Source organism: Rhizobium sp. NXC24 (assembly GCF_002944315.1).
Lineage (GTDB): Bacteria > Pseudomonadota > Alphaproteobacteria > Rhizobiales > Rhizobiaceae > Rhizobium.
This window is the reverse complement of the sequence record NZ_CP024311.1, coordinates 360,136-377,253: the sequence shown is the minus strand read 5'-3', so window position 1 is coordinate 377,253 and position 17,118 is coordinate 360,136. Positions and strand designations below refer to the sequence as shown.

Below are 17,118 nucleotides of genomic sequence, written 5' to 3'. Positions count from 1 at the left end.
TACATGAGACAATTTACCAAGTTTCTGACGGCGCCCCCGCCGTCACAGGAGAGGATCATGAAACTGAAAATCAATTTTGGCGCCGGCCTGGCGCTGGCCGTCGCCTCGACTGCCATGTCCACCCTTCCGGCGCTCGCAGCCGCACCCGAGCCGGCCGCCATCATCAAGCATTACGCCGAAGTGGGGCATGCCAAGTATCAAGACGCGCTGATCACGGCGCAGACGCTGGACAAGGCGATCGACGCATTGCTTGCCAATCCCAGCGACAAGACGCTGAAGGCCGCCCAGGCCGCCTGGATCAAGGCGCGCGTTCCCTACGAGCAGACGGAAGTCTACCGCTTCGGCAATCCGATCGTCGACGATTGGGAAGGCGCGGTGAATTCGTGGCCACTCGACGAAGGCCTGATCGACTATGTCGACGCCTCCTACGGTACCGAAAGCGATGAGAATTCGCTTTATGTCGCCAATGTCATCGCCAACAAGACGATCAAGATCAACGGCAAGGATGTCGACGCTTCGCATCTGACGCCGGAATTCCTCTCCGGCACGCTACAGCAGGCCGGCGGCGTCGAAGCCAATGTCGCGACCGGCTACCACGCCATCGAATTCCTGCTCTGGGGACAGGACCTGCACGGCACCGGCCCGGGCGCCGGCGAACGTCCCGCCACCGACTACGACCTGAAGAACTGCACGCACGGCAATTGCGACCGCCGCGCCGAATACCTGAAATCGGCCTCGACCCTGCTCGTCTCCGCCATGCAGGAGATGACCAATGACTGGGCGCCGGATGGCGAAGCCACCAAGCATATCGAAGCCGATCCGAAGGCCGGTCTCGCCGCCATCCTCACCGGCATGGGCTCGCTCTCCTATGGCGAACTCGCCGGCGAGCGCATGAAGCTCGGCCTGCTGTTGCACGATCCCGAGCAGGAGCATGATTGCTTCTCCGACAACACCTACAACTCCCACAACAATGCCGCCATCGGCATTGCGGCCGCCTATAACGGCAATTATACGCGCGTCGACGGCACCAAGATGAAGGGTCCTTCGCTGCACGATCTTGCTGCCGCCAAGGACAAGGCGCTGGACAAGGAGATGGAAGGTAAGCTGAACGCGACGCTCGATGCCATGAAGGCCATGGTTCATCGCGGCGAGACCGTCGAGAAGTACGACCAGATGATTGCCGAGGGCAATAAGGTCGGCAACGCCACCGTCCAGAAGGCGATTGACGGCCTGCTCGACCAGACGAAGAGCATCCAGCGCGTCGTCGCCGACCTCGATCTCGGCACGATCAAGCTTGAAGGCTCGGACAGCCTTGATAATCCTAACGCCGTCTTCAAGAAGTAATAAAGGAGGGCGGCGGTATCTGACGATGCTGCCGCCCTGATCCAGATGATCCGCATTCCGGTCAGCCGCGCATTCTTGCCCGCCCTCGCAGCGGGCTTTGTGGTTTTTGCAGTGACGTTGGCGGCAGCCGATGCGCTGAATTTCCCAAGCGTCCGCACCGATCTGTCGGCCGATACGCTGAAACGGGTTCAGGACGTTACCCGCCCGACGGCGGATTTTTCCAAGGCCGAGCCCTATGAGGCGATGGAGAGTGGCGCGACGACGTCGATTGCCCCCGTCAGCCGCAATATCTTTTCCCAGCCTTCCGCCAATCTGGGCCTGGAGCGCGAAGAGAATTTCCATCTCGGCAACGCGTTGTTTCGCCAGCTCTGGGTCTCCTCGCCCTCTTCGACGCAGGCGACTGATGGGCTGGGGCCATTGTTCAACGCCCGTTCCTGCCAGAGCTGTCATATCAGGGACGGTCGTGGCCATCCGCCGGAGACGGCGGGAGCCCCCGCCACGTCGATGGTGCTGCGGCTGGCGCGGCCGGCGATCACGCCGGAAGAAGAACAGGTCGTCAAGGATTCCAAGGCGCTCAATTTTCCGGATTCGACCTATGGCGCTCAGTTGCAGGACCTTGCCGTTCCCGGTCTCGCGGCCGAAGGCAAGGTGGCTGTCACCTATGCGGAAGAGCCGGTGACGCTGGCAGGTGGCGAAGCTATTTCGCTGCGCAAGCCCCATTATGCCGTGACCGCGCTGGCCTACGGTCCTCTCGGCCAGACGACGACGGTCTCGGCGCGTGTCGCGCCGCCGATGATCGGCCTTGGCCTGATCGAAGCCATTCCAGATGCCGATATCCTCGCCCATGCCGACCCCGACGACAAGGATGGCGACGGCATTCGCGGCCGCGCCGCCCTGGTCCGCGACCACCGCACCGGCCAGCTCGCTCTCGGCCGCTTCGGCTGGAAGGCGCAGAACGCCACCGTGCGCGATCAGGTCGCCGACGCATTCCTCAACGATATCGGCATTTCCACGCCCGACCAGCCGAACGCCCACGGCGATTGCACGGCCAAGGAAGCACACTGCCTTGCCATGCCGACCGGCGTGCAGAAGCGTCTTGGCGACACGGAAGCACCAGGGCCTATCCTCGATCTCGTCACCTTCTATTCCGAGAACCTCGCCGTGCCCGCGCGCCGCAAGGCGAGCTTTCCCGATGTGCTGCATGGGAAGGAAATCTTCTATCAATCCGGCTGCGCTGCCTGTCATACGCCGAAATTCGTCACCCGCGACGATCTCAAGGGAAGCGACGGCAAGGCTGCCGCGCAGGCCTTTCAGCTCATCTGGCCCTATTCCGATTTCCTGCTGCACGACATGGGCGATAGGCTCTCGGACGGCCAGCAGGTCGGTGTGGCATCGGGACGCGATTGGCGCACGCCGCCTCTCTGGGGTATAGGGCTGACGCAAACGGTCAGCGGCCAGCAAGCCTACCTGCATGACGGCCGCGCCCGCACGCTCACCGAAGCCATCCTCTGGCATGGAGGAGAGGCGGAAAAGGCCCGCAATACATTCGCAAACCTGCCGCAGAACGACAGGCAAGCACTCATCGATTTTCTGGAGTCCCTTTGATGCGCCATTGGAAACCTTTCGCGGCCAGCCTGCTCCTCAGCCTTGCGGCACTGCCCGCAAGCGCCCAGGACGCGACGGCCAATGGCGCCGGGCTGAACGAAGCAGCCGTGCCGGCGGTCCTGCAGAAGGCGGTCGACGATGTCATCCGCCCCGGATACCGCGCCATGCATGACAGCGCCTCGAAGCTGACCACGGCGATGAAGGCGCTCTGCGCTGATCCTTCCGCCGCAAGCCTTGCCAACGCGCAGTCCGCCTTCGGCGATACGATCAAAAGCTGGTCGCGCATCGAGATCGTGCAGACCGGGCCGATCATCGAAAAGAACCGTTTCGAACACATCCTCTTTTATCCCGACCGCAAGGGCGTCGGCTTGAAACAAGTGCAGGCGCTGATCGCCAAGGCCGACGAGCACGACACCACGGTCGAGGCGGTCGCCGGCAAGAGCGTGGCACTGATGAGCCTAACGGCGCTGGAATACGTGCTCTACGGCAACGGCTCCAGCGTTCTCAGCACCGAAAAGCAAGGATTCCGCTGCCGCTATGGCGCGGCCGTCGCCGGCAATATCGAAAACACAGCCAAGGACATCGCCGACGAATGGGACGATCCGAACGGCGTGCAGAAATCCTGGAAGTTTCCCGGCAAGACCAGCAACGACTTCATGGACAACAAGGAAGCGGTAACGGCGCTGCTCGGCATCCTCGTGCATGGAGCTGCCAATGTCCGCGACCAGCGGTTGGAAACCTTCTATAAGGGCGATCAGGCAGCGGCCCGGCCGAAGATGGCGATCTACTGGCGCTCGGCCAATACCTGGACCTCGTTATCAGGCAATATCGAGGGTCTGAAGACGCTCTGGGAAAAGGCCGACATGGCAAGCTTGCTGCCATCAGACAAACCCGCCGTCGCCGCCAAGATCGACGGCCTCCTGAACGAGCTTGCGACGACGGCGACGACAATCAATCCGGATATCGAGGCCGCCATCGGCAACGACGCGGAGCGCGCCAAGATCGACAAGCTGCTCTCCGTCAGCCGCGACCTCGCCACCAGCTTCAGCGATGAGTATGGCGGCGCCATCGGGCTCTCGGCCGGCTTCTCCTTCGCAGACGGAGACTGAGCGCGATGCGCAGCGGCCTGATCGATCGCAGAGCTTTCGTCAAGGCGGCGGGGCTGACCTTCCTCGCGGCGCTCAAGCCCGGTGCCTTGATGGCGCTGGAGCGGGCCGATGCAGTCTATGCCTCCGGCATCCGCGCATCAGACGGTTCCTTCGCCGTGGCGACGGTCACCGAGCGCGGCCAGATCCTTGATCAGGTGGCACTGCCCGCCCGCGCCCACGGCATGGCCTTTTCTAAGGTAACCGGCAAGACCGTCGCCTTCGCCCGCCGCCCCGGCACCTATGCGATGATCTTCGATCCCTGGAACAAGGGCGAGCCCATTGTCATCACCTCGCGCGAGGGCCGGCATTTCTATGGCCACGGCACGTTTTCCCCTGATGGAAAGCTGCTCTACGCCAGCGAAAACGACTTCGACAACAACAGGGGCATGATCGGCATCTACGACGCCCGCAATCGCTTCGCGCGGATCGGCGAATACGAAACCTACGGCACCGGCCCGCATGACATGACAGTTTCCGACGACGGGACGCTGTTAGTCGTTGCCAATGGCGGCATCGAGACCCATCCGGATTTCGGCCGCACCAAGCTCAACCTCGATCATATGGAGCCGTCGCTCACCCTGATCGACGCGGCCAGCGGCCGGCTGATCGAAAAGCACGCCTTGCCGCTACAATATGCCCGGGTCTCCACCCGCCATGTCGATATCGACGTGCAAGGCCGCATCTGGTTCGCCTGCCAATATGAAGGCCATCGCAACGACCTGCCGCCGCTCATCGGCCATTTCTCCAAGGGCGAAGACCTGACCTTCGTAACCCTGCCCGACGATACGACCCGGGCGCTTGGAAATTATGTGGGCGCCATTGCCGTCAATCGCGCCGAAAACCTCGTCGGCGTCGCCTCGCCGGTCGAAGGCACGTCGGTGACGCTCGATGCGAAGACAGGCAGGGTGCTGAAGGTGGAAAGCATCGCCGACGCCGCTGGCATCGCACCGGCACGGCATGGCTTTGCCGTTTCCTCCTATCGCGGCGATTTCCTGGGCGAGCACAGCGACGTCGCCTGGGATCAGCATATCGTGCGCATCACCCGCGGCTGACGCCGCCTAAACTAGCTTGTTGCCTTCAATGAAACGCCGCAACGCCGTCGCCGCATTCAGCATATGCGCCCGCATGCGCCGCGACGCCATTTCCCCGTCACCCTCTGCGATTGCCTGCATGATGGCTTCATGCTCCGCCCGGGATCGATCGAGGCGCTGTTCCTGCTGCAATTGAGCGCGGCGGAAGGCCATTAGACGATTGCGGATCGCGATTGCCTGTTCGGCGAGGAAGCTATTGTGGGTCGCCTGATAGATCGCCTCGTGGAAGGCGCGATTGAAGGTATCATAGGTATCGAAATCGCCCTTTTTCACGATAGCTTCGGATGCATCGTGCAGTTCGATCAGGTGGCTACGCTCCAGGGGCGTCATGCGATAGGTGGCAAGCCTGACGCACATGGCTTCGATTTCGGCTGCCGTCTCGAACATGTCCATAATGCGCTCGGGCGTCATACGGGCGACGACGACGCCCCGCCGCGCTCGCACTTCGACTAGGCCGTTTGCCGCCAGTTGCCTTAATGCCTCGCGAACCGGCGTGCGGGAAGCGCCGAAGCGATCGGCAAGGTGCTGTTCGTCCATCGCAGCGCCCGCTTCCAGCTTACCCGCCGCGATCTCATCCGCCAGCGCGTTGCGGATACGATCGGACAACAATTCGCGATCCTCAGTGTCATCCGATCTATCAGCCATTTCTCATTCTCCCGCGTCCATACTGCTTGTATGCAAAAACATCTCTGCGCCTCATTTTTGCATGCAAATTCTCCATCACGCAACTGTTACGCATCCAATTATTGACAGATATCACCATTGAGAATACAAAAATGATCAACGAGAGCGCTCTTGCATACATAAAGAAGCCTCGAATACCCATCCGGAATGCAAGACGGAGCCACATTTGATCCGTTCGGGCAAATGCCGCTCCCAGAAATACGAAACCTTCAAGAAGCTCACCGCTCCGACATGCGGCGCGGACGGCTTTCTGGTGCCCGTTTATCCTCTAGCCAAAAGGATCACGATGATGATGATGATGACCAGACGGAATTTCTCGACCGCGCTCATTGCCGGCGCCGCCGCCTCCTTAGTTTCGACGCGCGCCATGGCCGCCAGCAGCGCGGCCTCGAGTTCGGGTTCCGCGCTCCCGGCGCCGCCAAAGGCTCGCAACGTCGTCCTTGCCCATGGGCTCTTCGCAGACGGCTCCTGCTGGACGGAAGTCATCGCGCGGCTGCAGGCCAAGGGGCTGAAGTGCACGGCGGTGCAGAACCCACTGACGACGCTTCCCGAGGCGGTTGCGGCCGCCCAGCGCGTTCTCGATCGCCAGGACGGCCCGACAGTCCTGGTCGGCCATTCCTTCTCCGGCATGATCGTGACGGAAGCCGGTGTGCATCCGAAGGTTTCTTCGCTGGTCTATGTCGCAGCCCGCGCACCGGATGCAGGCGAAGATTATACGGCGCTCGCCAAGACATATCCGACGCCTCCGGCATCGGCAGGCATTGTCTTCGACGGCGATGAAGGACGACTGACAGAGGAAGCTTTCCTGCGGGATTTCGCCGGCGACCTGCCCAAGGCCAAGGCAGAGGTGCTTTATGCCGTGCAGGAGCCCTTCCAAAAGGCCTTGCTGACCGGGAAGACCACCCAGGCCGCCTGGCGCAGCAAGCCGAGCTGGTATGCGGTCTCCACCGAAGACAGGACGATCAATCCGGATCTGGAACGCTTCATGGCCAAGCGCATGGGCGCCAAGACCATAGAGGTGAAGGCCAGCCATCTCTCGCTGATCTCGCACCCCGATACGATCGCCCGTCTGATCCTTGAAGCCGCCGGGCATTGACCGGCTTTGCCGGTTTAGCCCCTCGCCGCGAACTCCGCCTGCTCCATGCCGATCGCGACCGCAGCCGCCTTGGCGGAGTTCCTCAGCCAGTCCACCTCCCTCCTGTCGAGGTCAGCTAGAATGCCTGGAATGCGGGAGGCGTCATCGGCATGGCAGTTGGCGATCTCGAAACCCATCAGGTCGAGCATCGCCGGCGACAGCAGGAGCTGCGCATCGCCCTCGACCTCGATCTTTCTGCTGTTTGGCGATAGCCGACGGACCAGCAGCTTGCCCACCACCTGATAATGCGGATCGGGAGAGCGGGCGCGTCCGGCGGCGATGACGCCCGTGTGGATCGTCGTATCGGACGGATTGTGTCGGAGCGACCATGCAGACTGGGCGAGCGCCTTGACCTCGCGGATCACCGGCCCGCCGCGCCATTCGACATCGGCGACAAAGCGCGGGCGGCCGAGGCTACCGGTGCCGGCCGTGCGCGGCTTGGCGACAAAAGGGAGCTGCTCATCTGGTAGCGATCGCCGCAGCACGTCAAGGTAAGGCCCAGGAACCGGTTTGGCGGAGGGTGGCAGATCGCGATATTTGTCCCAGAACGCCTTGCGCTCGCCATTCGAGAGGATGACGTCATTGCGCAGCCACTTGTAATCACGCTCCAGGATGACCGGTGACGGCGTCTTCAACCCACGGCGATAGCCGCCCAAAATGGCCTCGGCGATGGCGCGCGGCGGCGGCGCGGTGGCGCCTCGCGCAAGGATCGCACTCGTCGCCAAACGCACAAGGTCCAGCGCATAGGGCATTACCGCCGCATCATCGAAATCGTTGGCGCCCCAGACCAGCCGCCCCTCCTCGTCGCGCCAGGTGCCGAAATTCTCCAGATGCGTATCGCCGATCGCCAGCACCTGCGGCGCGCCCGCAAGATGGGGGCAGATGTCGAAGATGGTCTCGGCCCAGCGCCAATAGGTGGCGCGCAGAAAGACAAAACCGCCGCTCTTCATTTTCTTGTGCTTCTTGTCGAGATCGGCATCGACCAGATCGTCCCCCAATTGCGTCCGCATCCAGGTCTCATAGGCTCTCGTCGATTGCAGGATCGTCGTCATCTCGGTTCCATCTCGAATCTGTTGATGCGTATCGAATACCCAGCATCATGGGAAAACAATGTCGATCGCGCGTTATTTCCGCGAGGCGAATTCCACCGCAGTGCCCTTGTCCAAATCCTCCTGCCATGCCAATTTCGCACCCCGCGAAAGGGAATGGGATGACTGGGGAAAGCAGCGACTTTCGGGCGCGTATTCGAACGAGTTTCGAGCGACAGGCGGCGATGACGACGATCGGCGCGGAGCTGACGCGCGTCGAGCATGGCACGGTCGAGATCGAGTTGCCGTTCGACGTCAAGCTGACGCAGCAGCACGGTATTCTACACGCCGGCATCATTGCCGCCGCGCTGGATTCGGCCTGCGGATTTGCGGCTTACAGCGTCATCGATCCTACAGCATCAATTCTTACAATCGAATTCAAGATCAATCTGATGTCCCCGGGACGCGGCGAGCGGTTTCTGTTTCGCGGCGATGTTACCAAGCCCGGCTCCACCATTATCGTCGCCGATGGGCGAGCCTATGCCATCAGCGACGGGCCTGCCAAGCTGATTGCCTCCATGACCGGAACGATGATGGTCATCCGAGGCCGAGAGGGAATTACCGGATGAAATTCGAACTGAAACGCGTATCGGGAAAGTCGATCCTGTTCGTCATGGCGGCGGAGGCGGAATACGGCCCCTTCCTGCGCTCCCGCATCGACCCGCTGATGACCGGCGTCGGTCCAGTCGAGGCGGCGATCGCCATGACGAAAGCGTTCGCTCAGCTCGAAGCGCAGGACGATTTGCCGGACATGGTGGTTTCGTTAGGTTCGGCCGGCTCCTCCAAGCTGGAGCAGACGGAGGTCTATCAGGTCACCTCCGTTTCCTATCGCGACATGGACGCCTCGCCGCTCGGCTTTGAGAAAGGCCGCACGCCGTTCCTCGACCTGCCCGCCACGATCGAGCTGCCGTTGCGCATTCCCGCCATTCCGGAAGCAAGCCTCTCGACCGGCGGCAATGTCATCTCCGGCGCCGATGCCTATGGCCGGATCGCCGCCGACATGGTGGATATGGAGACCTTCTCCGTACTGCGTGTCTGCCAGCTCTACGACCGGCCGCTGATCGGACTGCGCGGTATTTCCGATGGCCTAGTCGAGCTCCAGCACATTTCCGGCTGGACCGAATATCTGCACGTCATCGACCGCAAGCTCTCCTACGCCGTCGACGGACTGTTCACTGCGCTGGAAGACGGCGTTTTCTGGTTCTGAACGGCGCGGCGGCTGATACAATCGGGACAATAAAATCGGCCCTCGCGCGATTTGCCGGATTGCCAGGGAAAGCGCTTTTCATTAAAGGCTCGCCATGACCCAGACAGCACATCCAGACACCGTTCTCATCGTCGATTTTGGCAGCCAGGTGACGCAGCTCATCGCACGGCGCGTGCGCGAAGCGGGCGTCTATTGCGAGATCGTCCCCTTCCAATCCGCCGAAGCCGGCTTCAAGCGGCTGCAGCCGAAGGCCGTGATCCTGTCCGGCAGCCCGGCCTCGACCGTGGATGAAGGCTCGCCGCGGGCGCCGCAGATCATCTTCGACAGCGGCTTGCCGGTCTTTGGCATCTGCTATGGCCAGCAGACCATGTGCATGCAGCTCGGCGGCAAGGTGGAAAGCGGCCACCATCGCGAATTCGGCCGCGCCTTCCTGGACGTCGACAAGGATTGTGCCCTCTTCGAAGGGCTGTGGTCGCACGGTTCGCGCCATCAAGTGTGGATGAGTCATGGCGACCGCGTCACCGCGCTGCCCGAGGGCTTTGAAGTCGTCGCCACTTCCTCGAACGCGCCTTACGCCTTCATCGCCGACGAGAAGCGCAGATATTACGGCGTGCAGTTCCATCCGGAAGTGGTGCATACGCCTGACGGCGCCAAGCTGATCGGCAACTTCATCCACAATATCGCAGGCATCAAGGGCGATTGGTCGATGTCGGCCTATCGTGCCAAGGCGGTGCAGGCGATCCGCGATCAGGTCGGCGACAAGCGCGTCATCTGCGCACTGTCCGGCGGCGTCGACTCTTCCGTTGCCGCGCTGCTGATCCATGAGGCAGTCGGCGACCAGCTCACCTGCATCCTCGTCGACCACGGCCTGATGCGCAAAGACGAGGCGGCCAATGTCGTCGCCATGTTCCGCGAGCACTACAATCTGCATCTGCTGCATGTCGACGCCTCCGACCGCTTCATTGGCGAGCTGGAGGGCGTCAGCGACCCCGAGACCAAGCGCAAGATCATCGGCCGGCTCTTCATCGAGACCTTCGAAGAGGAAGCGAAGAAGCTCGGCGGCGCCGATTTCCTCGGCCAGGGCACGCTCTATCCGGATGTCATCGAGAGCGTTTCCTTCACCGGCGGCCCCTCGGTCACCATCAAGTCGCATCACAATGTCGGCGGCTTGCCGGAGCGCATGAAGATGCAGCTCGTGGAGCCGCTGCGCGAACTCTTCAAGGACGAAGTGCGCGTGCTCGGCAAGGAGCTCGGCCTGCCCGACAGCTTCATCGGCCGCCACCCCTTCCCCGGCCCCGGCCTCGCCATTCGCTGCCCGGGCGGGATCACCCGCGAGAAGCTGGAGATCCTGCGCGAGGCAGACGCCATCTATCTCGACGAAATCCGCAAGGCTGGCCTCTACGACGCCATCTGGCAGGCCTTCGCCGTGCTGCTGCCGGTCCAGACCGTCGGCGTCATGGGCGACGGCCGCACCTACGAATTCGTCTGTGCGCTCCGCGCCGTCACCTCCGTCGACGGCATGACGGCCGATTTCTACCATTATGACATGGAATTCCTCGGCCGCGCCGCGACCCGCATCATCAACGAGGTCCGTGGCATCAACCGCGTGGTCTACGACGTAACGTCGAAGCCGCCCGGCACGATCGAGTGGGAATGAGGGGCAAGCTGCGGCCATAGCGTAGTTTCGGCAGCGATATTCGCTGCCGAACTTTTGCAGTCACTCGCTGTATCTCCCCCTCCGCGCCGCCGGGACACTCAGATCTGAGCCCAGCCACCATCGACGCAGAGTTCGCTGCCTGTGATGTAAGCCGAGTCATCGGAGGCGAGGAACAGGACGGCCTTGGCGATCTCATCAACGGTGCCGCTGCGGTGCATTGGAATTTGGGCGTGCACCTGGGTCTTCGTCTGTTCGATCATCTCCTCGCTCACTCCGGCTTTACGTGCTTGGTCCGTATCGATGTAGCCAGGCGCCAGGGCATTTACCCGTATGCCCTTGTCGGTCAGCTCCGCGGTGAGCGACCGTGCCAGCGAGCGGATGGCTGCTTTCCCCGCCGAATAGACGCTGACATAGGGGCGGCCTTGTCTGCTCAGGGTCGAGGTGTTTAGGATTATCGAGCCGCCGGAACCCATCAGCGGCAGGAGCTTCTGCACCGTAAAATACGTCCCTTTGAACGTGTTAGCGACCGTGAAATCGAATTCTTCTTCGGACGTGTATTCAAACATGTTCGGTCGCGCGCCCCCGGCGTTCGCGAAAATAATGTCGACGCGGCCATGCTTTCTCTCGACATATTCGCGAAGCGCTTCGATGTCCGACATCCTGGAAATATCACTGCGGACCGCGTCGGCGCCATTTCCGATGCTTTGCACGGCAGCGTCGAGCGCCGCTTGATCGCGGCCGGTGATGACCACCTTTGCGCCTTCGCGTGCGAACAGCTTGGCCGTCGCCAGTCCCATTCCTGAGTTACCGCCAGTGATGACAGCGATCTTACCGTCCAATTTACCCATATTCGTCTCCTAATTCGCTTCCTAAGGCGTCACCGGCAACCACACGGGGCTAGAGCATCGGCGACGGCTGTAATATATGAAGCATTATTCAGTTTTTGGATTCGCATATGGAAAACGCTGCTCCGTCACCGCTAAACCGCCGGAAACTACCGCGTCAGGTCCGACCCATCGTCACCGTGAACGCTATTTTCGAGGCGACCATTCAGGTTTTGCTGAGCGATGGGCCGATCCGCCTGAACACGACGCGTGGCGCGTCGTGCCGGCGTTTCGGTCGGAACGCTGTACCAATATTTCCCGCATAAGCAGGCCTTGCTTTTCGCTGTGCTGGAGCGGCATCTCGCGTTGCTGGCCGAGGCTGTGGAGAAAGCGAGCGACGAAAACCTGTACGCTCCGGTGGAGACAATAGCTCGGGCGGTGGTGAAGGCCTATCTTGACGCAAGGATGGCGCAAACCGAGGTCGCGCCCGCCCTCTACCTCATCGCTACGGAGCTTGATGCGCGCGAGCTGATCGAATCGGCGTCCCGGCGGAGTGAAAGGGCGATCGAGGCGATGCTGTCCACCGCCAGCGACGGCCGTTTCGCCGATCCGCACGTGATCGCCCAAACAATGACGGCAGTGATTTACGGAACGGTCCCGGCATTCTGCAAACGGGTCATGCCCCCGGCTGTGGGAAGCGAGGCCGAAAAACAGCTAACGATAATGTTTCACTCTTATCTCGTCGCGAGCAGCACTGCGGCATAGCACAAGTGGCGAAAGCCACTTCCTGAATGCACTTTTCCGGAAGTGCCCGATCGCCAAACTCAGCAAATCGGGCCTCTCCGGGGAGATGACGAACGGAGCAACAGCCCCTTACTTCACCGTGATGCTCAGACCGCTGATATCGGCATTGATTTGCAGGCCTACCTGCCTGCCTGTGAGTTCGAGCTGAGCGCCCTTGTCATTGGTCATGACGATCACCTGGGCTCCTTTGACGACCGCGCCGCCGCCGCCCACTGCGCCGTACACTCCCGACACATCTCGAGCGCGGCGAATGTGGCGCACGGTACCACTGAAATACGTCTTGGAGGCACCGAAGGCGAGGCCGCCCGAGATGCCGCCGATCGTGATGGGGTAGCGCCGGCCGTGGAAGGTCAGCGTGCCCTCGCCGCCGGAGCCACCGACGAAGAAGGCTGCCTTGTAGACGGCGAAGCGGATCGTGCCGCTGTCGGCATGCGCGGCACTGGCAAAGCTGATTCCCGCGGCGGCGATGACGGCAACCGCGACTGAACGAAATCCGGACGAAATCTTCATGATGAGAGACTCCTGAAAAAGCGCCGCTTACCCCAGCCGGCCGGGCACGACGTTAGCGTCGTATCAAAGTTATAACTGAACAGTCTCGCGCGTCATTAGTTCCAAGCCATAATAGTAACATATCAAAATAATCGCGCGAGAATGAGGGGTTACACCTTCCAGCCAAGAAGGCGAGCTCGACCGGTCCGAGCGGAACACCAAGCTCAGCGCGGCGGCGTTAGGCTTTCGGTCTGCCGCCTTTGCAAAAAGCGGCGGACGACAGGATCTATTTCCAACGCAATCGCTTGGTCATAGGCTTCGCGGGCCGCTGCCATTTCCCCCGTTCTCGCATGGAGTTCGGCGCGCGCTGCCCAATATGGCTGATATTCGACCAGCCGGCTGCCAGGGGCCAGTATCGGCAGCGCCGCCAGCCCTGCCGCAGGCCCGCGCGTCTGCGCCACGGCGATCGCGCGATTAATTGCCGCCACCGGCGAGCCGGTAATTGCGCAAAGGCCATCGTAGAGGCGCTCGATAGCCACCCAATCGGTCGCGCCTGTGCGGCGTCGCACGACATGCGCCGATTGGATTGCCGCTTCCAATTGATAGCGGTCGAAGGCGTCAAGCGTACTGGCGCGAATAAGCAGATCTTCAGCTTCGTCGATCAACGCTTCGTCCCATAGAGCGGGATCCTGATCGGCCAGCGGCACGAATTCGCCGGCCGGACTGCGCCGGGCGCCACGCCGAGCATGCGAATAGAGCATCAGTGCAAGCAGGCCGAGCGCTTCAGCCTCCTTCGGTAAGAGCGCGACGATCAGCCGGCCAAGCCAAATCGCCTCCTCCGCGAGGTTGCGCAGGCTCGCATCGGTGCCGGCCGGGTCGCTCCAGCCTTCCGTATAGGCCGCATAGACCGCTTCCAGGACCGCCGCCAGGCGTGCGCGCATGTCTGCCCTGTCGGGCACACGCAAGGGAATCCTGGCGCGACGGATCTTGTTCTTGGCCCGCGCCAGCCGTTGGCCCATTGCCGCCGGCGAGACCAGGAAGGCGGAACCGATTGTCTGGGCGTCAAACCCAAGGATCGTCTGCAGGATCAACGGCGCTCTCACTCCAGACTCTATTGCCGGATGCGCGCAGGCGAACATCAAAGCCAGACGCTCGTCTGGAATGTCTGGTGCGAGGCTCGCCGTTGCCTCCAACTCTTCCGCCATGAGCTTCAGATGCTCGGAGGCAACGGCGCTTACTCGTCTGCGCCTGACGGCGTCGATCATCTTGCGCCGGGCAACGGCAAGCAGCCAAGCCTCGGGGTTTAGCGGCGCGCCATTGGCCGGCCAATCGGCCAAGGCAGACGCAAAGGCCTCCGACAGGGCGTCTTCGGCGCCGGCCACATCGCGTGTGCGGGCCGCAAGGATGGCGACCAGTTTGCCATAGCTTCGACGCGCCATCGCTTCGGCAGCTTTGATGGCGGACCGGTCATCTCCTTGCGACATGATAGTTCAATAGACCATGAGAGGGCGAACCTCTACCGTGTCCTGCCGGGCGCCGGGACAGCGCGCCGCCCAGGCGACGGCGCTATCGAGATCATCAGCCTCGATAATATAATAGCCGCCTAACTGCTCCTTGCTTTCGATATAGGGGCCGTTGAGAACGGTGGCCTTGCCCTCCGGCGCACGCACCACGGTTGCCATCGAGGAATCCTGCAATCCACTACCCGCAACGTAGGCTCCGGCCTTTTTCAACGTTTCCGTATAGGCCGCATAGGCCGCAAACGTCTCGGCTTTCTGTTCCTTCTTAGCATTCTTATGCTCGGCTTCGTTCCAATACACCAACAGCATATATTGCATGATGCGTTCCTTTCTCTCGATACGCGCAGCCTGATGGCCCGCTGCGACAAAGACGTTTGAACCGGCGAGATTTTGACAGGGCACTGGAAGAAACTAGGGGCATCCATCGATATCTTCGACGCTACTCTCATGGGAACGGTCGTGTCGCTAAAAAATCGCGAGACGGTGTCGGTTTCCAAAAACTCCGTTCGTCATTCCAATGTCAGGCCGATGCGGCCAGCTCAAACAGGGAGACGGACGATGCGTGTGATGGTGATCGTGAAGGCTACGGAAGACAGCGAGAAGGGGTTCCTCCACACGGCCTGGGAGGCGGAGATGATGGAAGCGATGGGCAGATTCAATGACGAGCTGAAAGATGCCGGCATCATGCTCGACGCCGGCGGCCTCAAGCCCACCTCGCAGGGCAAGCGCATTGCGTTCGAAGGCCCCGGCCGTGCGGTCATTGATGGGCCTTTCGCCGGTGGTCGCGAGATGGTCGCCGGCTTCTGGATCTGGGACGTCAAGGACATGGACGAGGCAATCGCCTGGGTGAAGCGCTGCCCCAATCCCATGCCGGGACCGAGCGAGATCGAAATCCGGCCACTATACGAGATGGCTGATTTGCAGCAATAATCCGACGGGCAGAAGTTACGCGCGGGGCTTTGCCTGTTTTATCCGCATGCCCGATGCTTCTGCATAATCCCTGAAATACAGCGATTGACAGCCGACGAGCGGCGCGGATGCTTTGCCAGTCAAATATGGAGGGCTGATACATGGCGAAGAAGCACACCGGTCAGTGCGCATGCGGGGCCGTCAAATTCGAGTTTGATACCGATCCTACCTTTGTTGCCGTCTGTCACTGCCTCGACTGCAAGAAGGCGTCAGGCGGCGAGGCGGCGACGTTCTTCGGCGTGCCCGAGGATGATTTTGCGCTGGTCAGCGGCGAGCCGAAGGCGTTTCACTACATCGCCCAATCCGGCAAGGGCCTGGATCGCAACTTCTGCCCCAATTGCGGCGCCAGGGTCTTCAGCAGCAAGCTGGAGAGCTTCCCCGGAATGATCTTCGCCACGATCGGCTGCCTGGATAGTTCCGCGGGCATCGAACCGGTGCTCGAGATGTTCACCAAGCGACGTCTTGAATGGGTGAAGCCGCTCGACCTTCCGCAATTCGAGAACATGCCGAGCTGAGTCCAAGCGGGCATATCGATGTGATCATTGGTGCGATCTAGCTGGGTCGCCTCTGCGCGGAGCGTCGTTGCTGCGGTATCTGACATGCTCGATGAATGCGCGCAGTTTGGGCAAAACCTGGCTTCTGCCCGGGTGGTACAGAAAAACCCCGGGGGTTGTGACGGCGAAGGAGGCGAGCAGCACTTGCAAGCGGCCATCGGCAAGAGCCGCTTCGGCGAGCGGGCTTGGCACTTGCGCAATTCCCGCACCCTGGATGGCAGCTCCCAGGACCGTGGGGTAGTCATGCGCGATGAGCGGCCCTGAGACGATTGCCTCGACCGCCTTGCCGCCGTCGACAAAGGACCAGGGCGCGACCGACCCGTTTGTGCGGCGCATGCGCAGGCAGGCGTGGTCACGCAGATCGTCGATACGCTCCGGCCGCTTGTGCCGAGACAGGTAATCGGGGCTGCCAACGACTACAAACGGGAACGGCGGCGTCAGCCGTACCGCGACCATGTCGGCGTCGATGAACTCGCCCAGCCTGACACCGGCATCAAATCCTTCGGCTGCGAGATCGACCAGCTTCTCGCTTACGGCGATCTCCACCTCGATCGCGGGATAGGCCTCGCAGAAGGACGCGATCAGTGGCTCCAGCACGATCGGCACGACCGAACGCGGCACGGCGAGGCGCAATAATCCGGCCGGCCGCTCTCCGAGTTGACCGGCGACCTCGCTTGCAGCGACGAGCTCTTCGAAGGCCGGCTTTGCGCGCGACAGGAATCGTTCTCCTGCTTCGGTCAGGCCCACGCTGCGCGTGGTGCGCAGGAAGAGCGCTGCGCCGACGCGCGCCTCAAGTGCGCGCACCACTTGGCTGATCGCCGATGGAGTTACCCCGAGTTCCGCGGCCGCTCTGCGAAAACTGCGGTGCTCGGCAACGCTCAGGAACGCCTCCACCCCATCGAGCGCGCCTCGTCTGACTGTGAAATTCTGCTTCATGGCCCGTCAACATTATAGCGAATAGTCGCCAGGCGATAGCGGTCGTACATCTGACCCGGACGG

General features: G+C 61.7%; 18 protein-coding genes. 11 read left to right on the top strand and 7 right to left on the bottom strand.

The genetic code is table 11. The annotated features are described in order from the left end of the window. The first annotated feature begins 57 nt into the window (after positions 1-57). Genes NXC24_RS01850 through NXC24_RS01835 form a run of 4 tightly spaced genes read left to right on the top strand, consistent with a single transcriptional unit; the run spans position 58 to position 5,149 of the window. Positions 58-1,344 carry an imelysin family protein gene (locus tag NXC24_RS01850; protein WP_104821741.1) on the top strand — a complete coding sequence of 429 codons (1,287 nt, stop codon included), beginning with the start codon at positions 58-60 and terminating at the stop codon, positions 1,342-1,344. A gap of 45 nt (positions 1,345-1,389) precedes the next feature. Next, positions 1,390-2,949, top strand: a complete 1,560-nt coding sequence (locus tag NXC24_RS01845; RefSeq protein WP_104821740.1) for a di-heme oxidoredictase family protein — start codon at positions 1,390-1,392, stop codon at positions 2,947-2,949. Next, positions 2,949-4,058, top strand: coding sequence for an imelysin family protein (locus tag NXC24_RS01840; protein ID WP_104821739.1), 1,110 nt, complete (start codon positions 2,949-2,951; stop codon positions 4,056-4,058). Before NXC24_RS01845 ends, NXC24_RS01840 begins: the two co-directional genes overlap by 1 nt. A gap of 5 nt (positions 4,059-4,063) precedes the next feature. Then, entirely contained in the window at positions 4,064-5,149 is a 1,086-nt protein-coding gene (locus NXC24_RS01835; RefSeq protein WP_104821738.1) for a DUF1513 domain-containing protein, read from the top strand. Between the two features lie 6 nt (positions 5,150-5,155). Here NXC24_RS01835 and NXC24_RS01830 read toward each other — a convergent pair whose 3' ends face one another. Continuing rightward, positions 5,156-5,833, bottom strand: a complete 678-nt coding sequence (locus NXC24_RS01830; RefSeq protein ID WP_104821737.1) for a GntR family transcriptional regulator — start codon at positions 5,831-5,833, stop codon at positions 5,156-5,158. A 331-nt stretch (positions 5,834-6,164) separates the two neighbouring features. Between NXC24_RS01830 and NXC24_RS01820 the strand changes: the two genes are divergently transcribed. Continuing rightward, complete coding sequence (locus NXC24_RS01820) at positions 6,165-6,968, top strand: alpha/beta hydrolase (RefSeq protein ID WP_104824960.1); 804 nt, start codon at positions 6,165-6,167, stop codon at positions 6,966-6,968. Positions 6,969-6,982: 14 nt separating this feature from the next. Here NXC24_RS01820 and NXC24_RS01815 read toward each other — a convergent pair whose 3' ends face one another. Continuing rightward, a complete protein-coding gene (locus NXC24_RS01815) occupies positions 6,983-8,059 on the bottom strand; it encodes a DUF2252 family protein (RefSeq protein WP_104821735.1) in 1,077 nt (358 codons plus the stop codon). Positions 8,060-8,217: 158 nt separating this feature from the next. On the opposite strand from NXC24_RS01815, the gene NXC24_RS01810 reads away from it, so the two are divergent. The 3 genes from NXC24_RS01810 (at position 8,218) to guaA (ending at position 10,959) form a co-directional block, all read left to right on the top strand. After that, positions 8,218-8,664, top strand: a complete 447-nt coding sequence (locus tag NXC24_RS01810; protein ID WP_104821734.1) for a PaaI family thioesterase — start codon at positions 8,218-8,220, stop codon at positions 8,662-8,664. Further along, complete coding sequence (locus NXC24_RS01805; protein ID WP_104821733.1) at positions 8,661-9,302, top strand: 5'-methylthioadenosine/S-adenosylhomocysteine nucleosidase; 642 nt, start codon at positions 8,661-8,663, stop codon at positions 9,300-9,302. The genes NXC24_RS01810 and NXC24_RS01805 overlap by 4 nt, the downstream gene beginning before the upstream one ends. A 94-nt stretch (positions 9,303-9,396) precedes the next feature. After that, on the top strand, positions 9,397-10,959 hold the full coding sequence (guaA, locus tag NXC24_RS01800; protein WP_104821732.1) for a glutamine-hydrolyzing GMP synthase: 1,563 nt from the start codon (positions 9,397-9,399) through the stop codon (positions 10,957-10,959). A gap of 98 nt (positions 10,960-11,057) precedes the next feature. Here guaA and NXC24_RS01795 read toward each other — a convergent pair whose 3' ends face one another. Then, the gene (locus NXC24_RS01795; protein ID WP_104821731.1) at positions 11,058-11,807 is read right to left on the bottom strand and encodes an SDR family oxidoreductase; all 750 of its coding nucleotides are present in this window, start codon (positions 11,805-11,807) and stop codon (positions 11,058-11,060) included. A gap of 246 nt (positions 11,808-12,053) precedes the next feature. On the opposite strand from NXC24_RS01795, the gene NXC24_RS01790 reads away from it, so the two are divergent. Continuing rightward, on the top strand, positions 12,054-12,548 hold the full coding sequence (locus NXC24_RS01790; protein WP_245463919.1) for a TetR/AcrR family transcriptional regulator: 495 nt from the start codon (positions 12,054-12,056) through the stop codon (positions 12,546-12,548). Positions 12,549-12,656: 108 nt separating this feature from the next. Here the strand turns inward: NXC24_RS01790 and NXC24_RS01785 are convergent, their stop codons facing one another. The 3 genes from NXC24_RS01785 to NXC24_RS01775 form a co-directional block, all read right to left on the bottom strand. Continuing rightward, entirely contained in the window at positions 12,657-13,097 is a 441-nt protein-coding gene (locus NXC24_RS01785) for a hypothetical protein (protein ID WP_104821730.1), read from the bottom strand. 203 nt (positions 13,098-13,300) lie between these two features. Then, positions 13,301-14,560, bottom strand: a complete 1,260-nt coding sequence (locus NXC24_RS01780; RefSeq protein WP_104821729.1) for a DUF6596 domain-containing protein — start codon at positions 14,558-14,560, stop codon at positions 13,301-13,303. A 6-nt stretch (positions 14,561-14,566) separates the two neighbouring features. Continuing rightward, positions 14,567-14,914 (bottom strand): YciI family protein, encoded by a 348-nt coding sequence (locus NXC24_RS01775; protein ID WP_104824959.1) that lies wholly within the window; start codon positions 14,912-14,914, stop codon positions 14,567-14,569. A 240-nt stretch (positions 14,915-15,154) separates the two neighbouring features. On the opposite strand from NXC24_RS01775, the gene NXC24_RS01770 reads away from it, so the two are divergent. Further along, a complete protein-coding gene (locus NXC24_RS01770; protein ID WP_104821728.1) occupies positions 15,155-15,526 on the top strand; it encodes a YciI family protein in 372 nt (123 codons plus the stop codon). Between the two features lie 140 nt (positions 15,527-15,666). Further along, positions 15,667-16,080 (top strand): GFA family protein, encoded by a 414-nt coding sequence (locus NXC24_RS01765; RefSeq protein WP_104821727.1) that lies wholly within the window; start codon positions 15,667-15,669, stop codon positions 16,078-16,080. A 24-nt stretch (positions 16,081-16,104) separates the two neighbouring features. Here NXC24_RS01765 and NXC24_RS01760 read toward each other — a convergent pair whose 3' ends face one another. After that, complete coding sequence (locus NXC24_RS01760; protein WP_104821726.1) at positions 16,105-17,055, bottom strand: LysR family transcriptional regulator; 951 nt, start codon at positions 17,053-17,055, stop codon at positions 16,105-16,107. Positions 17,056-17,118: the final 63 nt, after the last annotated feature.

Bases quoted from the DNA above. Each gene is read 5' to 3' on its own strand.
- NXC24_RS01785 (WP_104821730.1), bottom strand. From the start codon at position 13,097: ATGAAGATTTCGTCCGGATTTCGTTCAGTCGCGGTTGCCGTCATCGCC.
- NXC24_RS01845 (WP_104821740.1), top strand. From the start codon at position 1,390: ATGATCCGCATTCCGGTCAGCCGCGCATTCTTGCCCGCCCTCGCAGCG.
- NXC24_RS01805 (WP_104821733.1), top strand. From the start codon at position 8,661: ATGAAATTCGAACTGAAACGCGTATCGGGAAAGTCGATCCTGTTCGTC.
- NXC24_RS01815 (WP_104821735.1), bottom strand. From the start codon at position 8,059: ATGACGACGATCCTGCAATCGACGAGAGCCTATGAGACCTGGATGCGG.
- NXC24_RS01835 (WP_104821738.1), top strand. From the start codon at position 4,064: ATGCGCAGCGGCCTGATCGATCGCAGAGCTTTCGTCAAGGCGGCGGGG.
- NXC24_RS01765 (WP_104821727.1), top strand. From the start codon at position 15,667: ATGGCGAAGAAGCACACCGGTCAGTGCGCATGCGGGGCCGTCAAATTC.
- NXC24_RS01775 (WP_104824959.1), bottom strand. From the start codon at position 14,914: ATGCAATATATGCTGTTGGTGTATTGGAACGAAGCCGAGCATAAGAAT.
- NXC24_RS01810 (WP_104821734.1), top strand. From the start codon at position 8,218: ATGACTGGGGAAAGCAGCGACTTTCGGGCGCGTATTCGAACGAGTTTC.
- NXC24_RS01760 (WP_104821726.1), bottom strand. From the start codon at position 17,055: ATGAAGCAGAATTTCACAGTCAGACGAGGCGCGCTCGATGGGGTGGAG.
- NXC24_RS01840 (WP_104821739.1), top strand. From the start codon at position 2,949: ATGCGCCATTGGAAACCTTTCGCGGCCAGCCTGCTCCTCAGCCTTGCG.
- NXC24_RS01820 (WP_104824960.1), top strand. From the start codon at position 6,165: ATGATGATGACCAGACGGAATTTCTCGACCGCGCTCATTGCCGGCGCC.
- NXC24_RS01850 (WP_104821741.1), top strand. From the start codon at position 58: ATGAAACTGAAAATCAATTTTGGCGCCGGCCTGGCGCTGGCCGTCGCC.
- NXC24_RS01830 (WP_104821737.1), bottom strand. From the start codon at position 5,833: ATGGCTGATAGATCGGATGACACTGAGGATCGCGAATTGTTGTCCGAT.
- NXC24_RS01780 (WP_104821729.1), bottom strand. From the start codon at position 14,560: ATGTCGCAAGGAGATGACCGGTCCGCCATCAAAGCTGCCGAAGCGATG.
- guaA (WP_104821732.1), top strand. From the start codon at position 9,397: ATGACCCAGACAGCACATCCAGACACCGTTCTCATCGTCGATTTTGGC.
- NXC24_RS01770 (WP_104821728.1), top strand. From the start codon at position 15,155: ATGCGTGTGATGGTGATCGTGAAGGCTACGGAAGACAGCGAGAAGGGG.
- NXC24_RS01795 (WP_104821731.1), bottom strand. From the start codon at position 11,807: ATGGGTAAATTGGACGGTAAGATCGCTGTCATCACTGGCGGTAACTCA.